The sequence below is a fragment of the Mangrovimonas futianensis genome (assembly GCF_021245805.1).
Classification (GTDB): domain Bacteria; phylum Bacteroidota; class Bacteroidia; order Flavobacteriales; family Flavobacteriaceae; genus Mangrovimonas; species Mangrovimonas futianensis.
The window spans coordinates 293,910-305,253 of the sequence record NZ_JAJJNF010000001.1; the positions used below are offsets into that span (position 1 = coordinate 293,910).

9 protein-coding genes are annotated in these 11,344 nt (G+C 37.2%); 3 read left to right on the forward strand and 6 right to left on the reverse strand.

What is annotated here, in order from left to right; genetic code table 11:
• Positions 1 to 32: 32 nt before the first annotated feature.
• On the reverse strand, positions 33 to 440 hold the full coding sequence (locus tag LOK78_RS01390) for a hypothetical protein (protein WP_053971294.1): 408 nt from the start codon (positions 438 to 440) through the stop codon (positions 33 to 35).
• A 472-nt stretch (positions 441 to 912) separates the two neighbouring features.
• On the opposite strand from LOK78_RS01390, the gene LOK78_RS01395 reads away from it, so the two are divergent.
• On the forward strand, positions 913 to 2,097 hold the full coding sequence (locus LOK78_RS01395; protein ID WP_232633249.1) for an MFS transporter: 1,185 nt from the start codon (positions 913 to 915) through the stop codon (positions 2,095 to 2,097).
• A 4-nt stretch (positions 2,098 to 2,101) separates the two neighbouring features.
• Here the strand turns inward: LOK78_RS01395 and LOK78_RS01400 are convergent, their stop codons facing one another.
• The gene (locus tag LOK78_RS01400; protein ID WP_232633250.1) at positions 2,102 to 3,289 is read right to left on the reverse strand and encodes a TlpA family protein disulfide reductase; all 1,188 of its coding nucleotides are present in this window, start codon (positions 3,287 to 3,289) and stop codon (positions 2,102 to 2,104) included.
• Positions 3,290 to 3,501: 212 nt separating this feature from the next.
• On the opposite strand from LOK78_RS01400, the gene LOK78_RS01405 reads away from it, so the two are divergent.
• Both LOK78_RS01405 and LOK78_RS01410 read left to right on the forward strand, forming a co-directional pair.
• Entirely contained in the window at positions 3,502 to 5,619 is a 2,118-nt protein-coding gene (locus LOK78_RS01405) for an elongation factor G (protein WP_232633251.1), read from the forward strand.
• A gap of 22 nt (positions 5,620 to 5,641) precedes the next feature.
• The gene (locus tag LOK78_RS01410) at positions 5,642 to 6,025 is read left to right on the forward strand and encodes a hypothetical protein (RefSeq protein ID WP_053971290.1); all 384 of its coding nucleotides are present in this window, start codon (positions 5,642 to 5,644) and stop codon (positions 6,023 to 6,025) included.
• A 96-nt stretch (positions 6,026 to 6,121) separates the two neighbouring features.
• On the opposite strand, the gene LOK78_RS01415 is transcribed toward LOK78_RS01410, so the two are convergent.
• From LOK78_RS01415 to LOK78_RS01430, 4 genes are all read right to left on the reverse strand, one after another.
• Positions 6,122 to 7,789 carry a formate--tetrahydrofolate ligase gene (locus LOK78_RS01415; protein WP_232633252.1) on the reverse strand — a complete coding sequence of 556 codons (1,668 nt, stop codon included), beginning with the start codon at positions 7,787 to 7,789 and terminating at the stop codon, positions 6,122 to 6,124.
• Between the two features lie 130 nt (positions 7,790 to 7,919).
• The gene (ppdK, locus tag LOK78_RS01420) at positions 7,920 to 10,652 is read right to left on the reverse strand and encodes a pyruvate, phosphate dikinase (RefSeq protein ID WP_232633253.1); all 2,733 of its coding nucleotides are present in this window, start codon (positions 10,650 to 10,652) and stop codon (positions 7,920 to 7,922) included.
• Between the two features lie 189 nt (positions 10,653 to 10,841).
• Positions 10,842 to 11,027 carry a YgaP family membrane protein gene (locus tag LOK78_RS01425; RefSeq protein WP_053971287.1) on the reverse strand — a complete coding sequence of 62 codons (186 nt, stop codon included), beginning with the start codon at positions 11,025 to 11,027 and terminating at the stop codon, positions 10,842 to 10,844.
• Between the two features lie 11 nt (positions 11,028 to 11,038).
• Complete coding sequence (locus tag LOK78_RS01430) at positions 11,039 to 11,344, reverse strand: hypothetical protein (RefSeq protein WP_053971286.1); 306 nt, start codon at positions 11,342 to 11,344, stop codon at positions 11,039 to 11,041.

Genomic DNA, 11,344 nt, shown 5'->3' on the forward strand with positions numbered 1-11,344 from the left:
TTTTTGTTTATAAAATGAGCTCTTAGTTACATTCACCTAGTCACAAATAATAGACACCAACTGTTTTCTATAAAACTTAGCGTGTTCATGACCCTTTGATTGAATAGTCTATTGGACGCCTCAAACTTATAAGTCTTCAAGCTTTTATGACAATCTTCATCAGGAACATTAATTACGGACGTTATTTTTTCCCGTTTTATATTCGCTGTCACACAAGCATTTTCACTACTATTCCAGTATGATATACGTTTCTCATTGCTCAGTTGTACATTATTAGAAAATTGATATCCCAAATGCTTTAGCACGGATTCAGCATGATTTGGATTCAAACCTTTTAAATGTTTCAATTCATAAACACCTGTTTGACTATACCCCTGATAGCCAATAAAAGCGAATAACAGGCAGATGCCCAAAGGAGTGGTTGTTAGTTTCATCATCATCGGTTTTGGTTATGGTTGGTTGGCCTAACAACAAAATGTATTAGACCTCTGTTTTGCTTGAAATCAATAATCAAAAACCACTTTCAAGTTAATATCATGTTACCATTTGGAGCGCTACGCTAATTAGTTCTTGTGTGAAGAATTGGAAATGTACAAAAACATTTCATATTTTCAAAGAAATAAAACCAAGTAACAATCTAAAAACCAAATAAATGCAACTTTTCTGTCAAAAAACTGAAAGAAGAACCTTGGATCCCAATTTACCAATTAAAACATCTAGCTATCAATTTGGCAAAAAGAATGTCTAAATGCTATGCAAAAAAGAAATAGCACCTAGATTATTTTCAGATTCTCCAATTAACTTTTTTTTACCATTTACCACCTGAGGCTTGCCATTAATATCCTCTACCTTTGACCCTTTAAAAGTGTTATTTTAACACCTTTAAAAAATCAAAACCATCAAGCAACAAACATGAATAAAGCGTTACTTTCCCTTGCAATAGGAGGTTTTGGCATAGGCCTTACCGAATTTGTAATTATGGGCATTTTACCCGATGTAGCAAATGCCTTTGAAATAAGCATTCCCATTGCAGGACATTTCATTTCAGCATATGCCTTAGGCGTTGTTGTAGGAGCTCCTACCTTAACGGGTCTTTGCAGCAAATGGCAACCACAAAAGGTTTTGTTGGGCTTAATGGTGTGGTTTACTATTTTTAATACCCTTTCGGCTTTTGCTACTGGTTACACTTCATTCTTGGTCTTAAGGTTTTTATCAGGGTTGCCTCATGGTGCTTTTTTTGGAATCGGTGCCGTTGTAGCAGGAAAACTATCTAAAGAAGGCAAACAGGCCCAAGGTATCGCCATTATGTTTAGCGGTCTTACAGTAGCCAATCTTTTAGGCGTTCCTTTAGGAACCTATTTGGGCAAGCACCTTAATTGGAGTATTTCATTTTTGATGGTTGGTATTGTTGGGATTCTAACTGTTTTGAGCATTAAATTTTGGATGCCCCTAATAAAACAAACCTCAGAAAGCAGCTTTGTTCGTGAACTACGAATATTTAAAAAACTGGAATTATGGATGATTATCATACTCACAACTATTGGCACCGGAGGTTTTTTCGCATGGTATAGTTATATCGCCCCTCTCATTACAGAAGTAGCTGGACACCCAGAGCAAGTAGTCTCTTATGCCATGATTCTTGCTGGTCTAGGTATGGTTATAGGTAATTTTATAGGCGCTAAACTGACTGAAAAAGTATCACCTATATACGCCGTTATTGTAACCCTCATTTTTATGGTGATTCTTCTCTCTTTAAACACTTTTGTAGCGACTAATAAAGTATTGGTATTAGTGATGACCTTCTTAATTGGAGTGGTCTCCTTCTGTATCTCTACCCCAATACAGATGACCATCATTAACGCTTCAAAAGGATCGGAAACCCTAGGATCATCTCTTAATCAAAGTGCCTTTAATATTGGAAACGCTTCTGGAGCCTATTTTGCTGGCTTACCCATTGCTATGGGTTACGGCTATACCGCTGCCGATTGGGTAGGAGCGGCCATGGCGGGATGCGGAATCTTTATTGCTCTTGGTATCATCCTATTGAGAAGAACCAAGGTTAAAAAACACACTAAATTAAGTACATCTTACACTTAAAGTGTTATTTTGTCTCTAAATAGGTTTTTACAAACTCAGACAATTCCTCTCCATGTAAATTTTTCTCTAAAACCACTCCTTGAGAGTCTAATATAAAATTTGCTGGAATCGTTTGAACTCTAATTTCTTTCATGAAAGCATTATCGTCCCCTTTCAAATGAGAGCCATGAGGCCAATTTTCGGCGCCATCTTTTTCAATAGCCATTTCCCAGCCTTTCCTATCACTTTCTAGACCATATGCCAAAATTTCCAATCCCTGCTTCTTATAGGTTTCATACAAGGGACGTAAGACCATTCTATTCTCTTTTCTGCATGGAGCACACCAAGACGCCCATAGATCAATGATGGTTAGTTTAGAACCAAATTGACTTTTGATTGATATGGTATCACCCGAAATCATTGGCCACTGTGAATCTGGAAATACATCTCCTTTCAATACGGGTAAATTATGAGCTTCTGCCATTTCACATAAATCCCTTATCCATAGAGAATCATTGGAACTAGCACCTTCCCATCGATTACATTGTCTTACCAAAAACTCGGGAATTCTTTCGTAATCCTGATTTGGGCTCACCAACCTAATGGCTGATAAAGCAGAAACAACGCTTGAAGTAGAATCGGCAAAATTCATTAATTCCTTTTGATAATGTAAAATTGCCGCTTCCTTTTCCAACAGATTGGACCCTTCTTCCAAATCCCATTTTCCACCCTTTAAATAAGTGGCATAACTTTCCTGATTAATTCCCACAAGCACCATTAAATCCTTGTTAGTAGCCGAAGGATCAAGAATACTAAAGTCCTTTTGAAAAGAGGTAACACTTGATTTAACGGAGATAGATTTATCTGAAGACAAAATAATGGGCATAAAATTGGATGAATCAACTTGATTCAATTCTAACTTCCCGACAGGTTCATCGGAAGGCTGCAACACCAATACCACCAACTCATTATTAAGTTTTAACGGCAGCAGATCAATTGAAAAATGTCCATCTACTCCCACAATGGTAGAATCTAAAACCTCTCCCAAATAAGGCGTAAACAATTCTTTCAAATTGTTTGGTTTCAACACATATAAGGTATAGTCCTTATTTTGCACATTTTCTATTTCCCCTTCCAGTACAGGTTCTTGAGAACAAGAAAATACCAAACAAATAAGCCATAAAAATATCCAATAAAATTTTTGTCTCATCATGCAATTAATTGGGCTTCGAAAATAGCGAAAATGTACCATTTAAACCGGTTTTTATGCTTATCTTTAATACCCTTTCATTAAGATATATAGTCTGCATATTTGGCCAACAAAACCTACTGATCCTTAAGGTATAAAATACCTAGAACTAACAAATATCATATTTTAACTTGAGTTGTTAGTGTATCTTTAAGTAACATTTAAACACCAAAAATATGGAAGTATTTGACGATAAGCACATCAAAAATGTGGTGTTTGTTGGAGCGCATCATAGCGGCAAAACAACCCTCGCTGAAACCATGCTTTTTGAAGCCGGCCTAATTAACAGAAGAGGTACTGTAGAAAACAACAATACAGTATCAGACTTTCACGATATTGAACACGAGCGTGGAGCCTCAGTGTTTGCCACTCCATTACATACGGAGTGGCGAAACTACAAGATCAATATCATTGACACTCCTGGATTGGATGATTTTATTGGCGAGATAATTTCATCCATTCGTGTTTCTGATACCATATTAACAATTATTGATGCCAAACAAGGCGTTGAAATAGGGACAGAAATCATATGGAATTACATTGATCAATACCACAAGCCAACTGTGTTTGTGATGAATCAAATCGATCATCCATCGGTTCATTTTGAAGATGCTTTTATAAGTCTCCAAGAACTAGTGGGAAACAAAGCAGTTAAAATACAGTACCCAATAAAAATTGACGGAGCTCAGGGCATTATTGATATTCTAAAAATGCGTCTTTACAAATTTGGGCCCAATGGAGGAAAACCTGAAAAGCTCCCAATTCCAGAAAGCGAGTTGGAAAAAGCCAACCAATTACACAATGAATTGGTCGAAAAAGCGGCTGAAAACGATGAAAGTTTAATGGAACTCTATTTTGAAAAGGGTAGCTTAAACGAAGACGAAATGCGTCAAGGGATAAAAGCTGGAATGCTTCAGCACGATTTATTCCCAGTATTTTGTGTGTCTGCTATCAATGATATGGGGTCTGGAAGATTAATGGGATTTATTGACAATGTAGCACCCGCGGCTACGGATATGCTTCCTGAAATAAGCTTAGAAGGCCATCAAATTAAACCCATTAAAGAAGACCCAACTACTTTGTTTGTTTTCAAAACACTTTACCTACCGAATATTGGCAAAGTCAGTTATTTCAAAGTAAAATCGGGTGAGATTAAGGTTGGAGATAAGTTAACCAATGCCAGAACAGGCGAAATGGAAGTTATCAACCAATTGTATATTATGGATGGCAAAAAACGACATGCCGTAGAAAAATTATCAACTGGTGATATTGGCGCCACTATTAAGCATAAGGATGCAGAAGTGAATGACACCCTTTACACCGGAGACGAAATTATCACCTTGTCGCCCATTGATTTCCCAGAGCCTAGAATTTACAAATCAGTGGCAGCCGAAAATAAAAACCATGAGGAAAAACTTTTTGAGGCCCTTAAAAAAATACATAGTCAAGATCCTACCATGGTTTTGAGATATTCTCCTGAAACAAACCAACACATACTAGCCTGTCAAGGAGAACTGCATTTAGCAACCATTAAATGGGAGCTTCAAAATCACCACGATATTGAAGCCATATTCAAAAAACCGAAAATTAATTATCGGGAAACCATTGAAGGCAGTGCTAAAGCTGTTTACAGACACAAAAAACAATCTGGAGGTGCAGGTCAGTTTGGAGAGGTTCATTTGAGAATCGAACCTTTTGAAGAAGGTATGGATGAACCTACAGGAGTCAGTATTAGAGGGAAAGAAGAAGTCTCCCTTTCTTGGGGAGGAAAATTAATCTTCTACAACTGTATCGTAGGAGGTGTTATTGATGCTCGATTTTTACCTTCCATTCAGAAAGGTATTATGGAAGTTATGGAAAATGGCCCGTTAACAGGCTCCAAGGTTCGCGATATTAGGGTTATGGTTTACGATGGAAAAATGCACCAGGTAGACAGCAATGACATCTCATTTAAAATTGCAGGCGCCCATGCCTTTAAGGAAGCTTTCCTAAACTCAAAACCCAAATTACTAGAGCCTCTTTTATCACTTACGGTTCTAGTTCCAGAAGATAATGTTGGTGGAGTAATGACTGAACTACAAGCCAGAAGAGCTGTTATACAAAGTATTGAAAGCACACATAAATATCAAACTTTAAAATGCTCCATGCCTGAAGCAGAATTATTTGGCTTCTCCACAGAATTGCGTTCCTTAACTCAGGGAAAAGCAACCTTTACATCAAAATTTAGGTCCTATGAGCCTGTTCCCGCCTATGTGCAAAGCGAATTGGTCTCTGGAGAATTCGTAGAACATTAACACATATAAAAACAGATAGTTTATGGAAACCAAAATATCTTATTTAAGTGACCTAAAATTTAATCTAGAAACCTGGATTAGAGAACTACGTTTTCATTTCAATGAGATGGAAACGTTTAAAACCAAATTAGAGGAAATAGCTTCTCGAGAATATACTTCTGAAGTTTTTAAACCTCTAGAGATGTTTGAAAATCGCATTGCTTTAGAAAAGGATGCTATTTCAAAATTAATTCACCGGTGCAAGCAAAAAATGCACAACTTGGAAATAGCAGACATGACCGAAGCTATAGACGGTAGGTTGCTTTATGAACAACGACCATTACGCGACGATATTAAAACCTATTTAAAGCTACACTATGAGCTAAAAGAAGAAATGATGGATTATTTCTTAAAGTGGCTTAATTAACTATTTATTCCAGCATTAAAAGTTAAGCCCCACTATTAAAGGTGGGGCTTATTCATTAAAGGACTAATTGTTTGCTATTAATCAACTTAGGGAAGTTTATGAAAGTCCTTTAATTTTACCAAAAGCATCAATCTGCATATTTTCTGAAGCAGGATGTTTAGGAAGCCCTGGCATTCGCATCATGTCTCCAACTATGGGAATTACAAAACCTGCTCCTGAGGCAATTTCTATATCTCTAATTACAATCGTAAAATCGGTGGGTCTTCCTATTTTTTTAGGATCTTGAGAAAATGACATCTGGGTTTTGGCAATACATACCGCCAAATGTTCCATATTCAAGTTCTTTATGGTTTTCAATTTATTTAAAGCTCTTTTATCATATTCAATTCGGCTAGCTCCATAAATTTCCTTTGCAACGACATCTATTTTATCTTCAATACTTTGTGTTGAAGCATATAAGGGCCTGAAATTTGTTGGCTCATCAAGACTATCCACTACCATTTGTGCAAGCTCCATATTTCCTTTTCCTCCTAATCTATGGCTATTTGATACCACTGCCTGAACCCTTAGTTCGTTACACAATGCTATTACTTGAGCAATTTCTTCATCACTGTCAGATTCAAACTTATTGATTGCTACTATAGGAATTAAATTAAACTTTTGAATGTTCTCCAAATGCTTCTGCAAATTTGAAAACCCTTTAGTTACAGCATCAACATCTGGAATATCATATTGCTCTTTTCCTACCCCTCCATGATGCTTGAGGGCTCTAATGGTGGCAACCACAACGACAATCTCAGGCTTTAGCCCTCCAGCAACCGATTTAATATTCAAAAACTTTTCAGCACCCAAATCAGCTCCAAATCCAGCTTCGGTTACAACAAAATTGGAAAGACTCAACCCCATTTTTGTTGCCACTAAGGTATTTGTTCCTTGAGCAATATTAGCAAAAGGACCACCATGGATAATAGCTGGAGTCCCATTAAGAGTCTGAACCAAATTGGGCTTCATAGCATCCTTCAATAAGATAGCCATGGCATCCTCCGCTTTCAAATCCCTAGCAAATACCGGTAATCGATCATGTGTAAAGCCAACCAATATATTTCCCAACCTTGTCTTGAGATCTTCAAAATCCTTGGCCATACATAAAATAGCCATCACTTCTGATGCCGGAGTAATATCAAATCCTGTTTCGCGAGGAACACCATTTATTTTTCCTCCCAACCCAGTAATGACCTGACGTAATGCCCGATCATTTATATCCATGACCCGCTTCCAGGTCACGGTTCTAGAATCTATGTTTAGATCATTGCCATTAAAATGGATCTCATTATCTATTAAAGCAGCCAATAGGTTATTTGCCTTTTCTACCGCATTAAAATCTCCAGTAAAATGTAAATTGATATCTTCCATTGGAACCACTTGGGCATTACCTCCGCCTGCAGCACCGCCCTTAATTCCAAAAACAGGACCCAATGATGGTTCCCGTAATACTACCACAGCTTGCTTTCCTATTTCACTTAAACCTTCAGCCAAACCAATTGAAACAGTCGTTTTACCCTCTCCAGCTGGAGTAGGAGTAATAGCAGTCACTAAAATCAAATGACTTTTCTCAATGGTATCATCCTGGATTAAAGAAAGAGGAAGTTTAGCTTTATACTTTCCATAAAGCTCTAATTCATCTGTTGGAACTTTAAGTTTTTCAGCAATTTCCGATATGGGCTTTAACTCACAACTTTGGGCTATTTCAATATCTGATATCATATAATTCCTTATTATTTACAAAGTTACCTCCAAATGTTAAAATCTTCTATGACAATTATCAGCATTTAAACCAATAAAAAAACCCGAAATCATTATCAGATTTCGGGTTTTCTCACCAAACAAGTTTCCTTTAATTTAGGACACTTTTAATAGCTGCTTGTGCCGCAGCTACTCTTGCTATGGGAACTCTATAAGGTGAACAGCTTACATAATCTAATCCGGTATTATAGCAGAACTCAACTGAAGAAGGTTCACCACCATGCTCTCCACATATTCCTACTTTTAGCATCGGATTCACACTTCTACCTCTTCCTGTACCTAATTGAACCAATTGCCCAACACCTGCTTGATCTAGCACTTCAAAAGGATCGTTCTTAAGGATACCTTTTTCTAAATAAATTGGTAAGAACTTACCAGAATCATCTCTTGAGTAACCAAAAGTCATTTGGGTTAAGTCATTGGTTCCGAAAGAGAAGAAGTCTGCTCTCTTAGCTATTTGATCTGCCATCAAAGTGGCGCGAGGAACTTCCATCATGGTTCCAACGAAATATTCAACGCGATCTTTTCTTTCCTCAAAAATGGTTTCGGCAGTTTCTCTAACAATGGTTTCCTGAGCCACAAACTCCTCATAAATACCTACCAAAGGAATCATGATTTCTGGTTTTGTCTCAATACCTCGTTGTTTCAAATTCAACGCTGCTTCAATAATGGCACGTGTTTGCATTTCTGTAATTTCTGGATAGGTATTTCCTAAACGGCAACCACGGTGACCCAACATAGGGTTAAATTCTTCCAAGTCTGCTACTTTAGATTTTACAGATTCTAAAGACACATGCATCTCCTCTGCCAACTCACGTAACGTTGCCAATTGGTGAGGGACGAATTCGTGCAATGGTGGATCCAATAAACGAATAGTTACTGGCAGACCTTCCATGGCTTCAAACAATCCTTCAAAGTCACTACGTTGCATAGGTAATAATTTGGCAAGGGCTTGTTTTCTTCCTTTAACTGTATCTGCCAAAATCATTTCACGCATAGCTTTAATACGATCTACTTCGAAAAACATATGCTCAGTACGGGTTAATCCAACACCTGAAGCTCCAAAACTTCTAGCAATTTTTGCATCTTGTGGCGTATCTGCATTGGCACGCACTTTCATGCTGCTATACTTATCTGACAACTCCATGATTTTTGCAAACTCACCTGTTAATTCGGGCTCAACTGTAGCTACTTTGCCATCAATAATATTTCCTGTAGAACCATTGAGTGAAATCCAGTCTCCTTCATGATACTCTTTTCCTTCCACTCTCATGGTTTTAGATTTATAATTTATTTTAATGGCTCCAGCACCAGCCACACAGCATTTACCCATTCCTCTGGCTACAACCGCAGCATGTGAAGTCATTCCTCCTCTAGCAGTTAAAATACCTTTAGATAAATTCATTCCTTCCAAATCTTCAGGAGAGGTTTCTACACGAGCTAAAATGCTATTTTTAAATTTATTGGCATCTTCAGCAAAGAACACCAATTGACCTGTAGCGGCTCCTGGAGAAGCAGGAAGACCTTGTGTAATCACATGGGCAGATTTAAGTGCCTTAGGATCAAAAACAGGATGTAGTAATTCATCTAATTTATTTGGTTCGATGCGTAAAAGCGCTTCTTCCTCAGAAATTGCTCCTTGCTCAAGCAAGTCTATAGCAATTTTTACCATAGCTGCACCAGTACGTTTTCCATTTCTAGTTTGTAGAATCCATAATTTACCTTCTTGAATGGTAAACTCCATATCCTGCATATCTCGATAATGCTTTTCAAGCGTTTCTTGATAACCATTTAATTCATTAAAAATCTCAGGCATCAACTCTTCTAATGAAGCAAATTTGGATTTTCTTATTTTCTCAGTAACTTGAGCAAGTTCTGCCCATCTTTGAGATCCGATTTTGGTAATTTGTTGGGGCGTACGAACACCAGCAACAACATCTTCACCTTGAGCGTTCAATAAATATTCGCCATTGAATAGGTTCTCTCCAGAACCTGCATCTCTAGTGAAACACACTCCGGTACCCGAATTATCACCCATATTTCCAAATACCATGGCCTGAACGTTTACAGCTGTTCCCCAATCTGCTGGATATCCATGCATATTTCTGTAATATACAGCACGTTTTCCATTCCAGCTATCAAATACGGCCATGACCGCCAGCCATAACTGATCCCATGGATCTGAAGGGAATTCTTTTCCTAAACGGCGATAGATGGCTTTTTTGAAATCAAACACCAAATCCTTAAGATCTTGAACGGTGAATTCGGTATCCAACTCTATTTCACGTTTCTCCTTAAGGTTATCAATTATTTCTTCAAAAGGATCTAAATCATCCTTATTTATAGGTTTCATTCCCATTACCACACTACCATACATTTGAACAAAACGACGGTAAGAATCCCATGCAAAACGATCATTCTTAGTCTTTTTGGCCAGTCCTTGCACTACGTCATCATTCAAACCAAGATTAAGAACGGTATCCATCATCCCAGGCATAGAAACACGTGCCCCTGAACGAACAGAGAGCAACAACGGGTTTTTGGAGTCTCCAAATTTGGCTCCCATTGTTTTTTCAACGTTGTTCACTGCGGTTTCTACATCTTTCTTGAGAAGACTAATAACAGCTTCTTTTCCTAATTGATTATATTCAGTACATACTTCTGTAGTAATGGTAAATCCTGGAGGAACCGGAATTCCTATAGCACTCATTTCTGCTAGGTTGGCTCCTTTACCACCTAACAAGTTCTTCATCGAACTATCTCCATCGGCTTTTTTGTCACCAAAGGTGTAGACTCGAGTTTTGGTTTTGTTTTTTAGTTCCATAATACGAACATTTTTAATTTCATTTTCAACATGTTAAAGGTAAACTAGCTCTTGAAGAATAACTATGACAATAGTCATGTTTCGTTCATTTTTTAACCATTAATTAGAATCATTATAAAACCAAAAAACCCAGACAATTAATCTGTCTGGGTTATCTAATTACCTAATATTTATTGCGCTATAAATGGATTAATCCTTAATCCCTATTTTCTTTAAAATATCTTCCATTAAGCACCATTTGGTAATTGAAGATTGCAGTAAATTGGCCCCAACAAATATTGTAAACCAAAACCAGTTTTCGTTTACGTACATTCCTAGCAGCACACTAATTATTACAAACGTTCCTGCAATTGCTCTTATATACCTATTAATCATCTTATTTAATTTTAAATGTGTTTTTCAATTGGAACTACAATGGCTTTCATGGGATTATTGGTTTCCAAATCTTTATTGAAATCTGAAATCAATCCAAACAAAGTATCAATGTGCTCTTCATCTGTAAATGAAAAGAACATACTTGATTCATTACCTCCTTTTACATTAGGAAACCAACTAGAAGTTGCCAACAAAGTGGGCGCATTCTTATAACCGTCAATTTCAGAACTGCTGAAACTTTCTATTCCAGCTTTCTTAAAAAGTCTCAAAACATCCTTTTCAAAGACTTCTACTGCTGTTACTATGACTAATTTCAT

Coding starts and splice junctions, on each gene's coding strand:
- LOK78_RS01390 (WP_053971294.1), bottom strand. CDS start 440: ATGATGATGAAACTAACAACCACTCCTTTGGGCATCTGCCTGTTATTC.
- LOK78_RS01395 (WP_232633249.1), top strand. CDS start 913: ATGAATAAAGCGTTACTTTCCCTTGCAATAGGAGGTTTTGGCATAGGC.
- LOK78_RS01400 (WP_232633250.1), bottom strand. CDS start 3,289: ATGATGAGACAAAAATTTTATTGGATATTTTTATGGCTTATTTGTTTG.
- LOK78_RS01405 (WP_232633251.1), top strand. CDS start 3,502: ATGGAAGTATTTGACGATAAGCACATCAAAAATGTGGTGTTTGTTGGA.
- LOK78_RS01410 (WP_053971290.1), top strand. CDS start 5,642: ATGGAAACCAAAATATCTTATTTAAGTGACCTAAAATTTAATCTAGAA.
- LOK78_RS01415 (WP_232633252.1), bottom strand. CDS start 7,789: ATGATATCAGATATTGAAATAGCCCAAAGTTGTGAGTTAAAGCCCATA.
- ppdK (WP_232633253.1), bottom strand. CDS start 10,652: ATGGAACTAAAAAACAAAACCAAAACTCGAGTCTACACCTTTGGTGAC.
- LOK78_RS01425 (WP_053971287.1), bottom strand. CDS start 11,027: ATGATTAATAGGTATATAAGAGCAATTGCAGGAACGTTTGTAATAATT.
- LOK78_RS01430 (WP_053971286.1), bottom strand. CDS start 11,344: ATGAAATTAGTCATAGTAACAGCAGTAGAAGTCTTTGAAAAGGATGTT.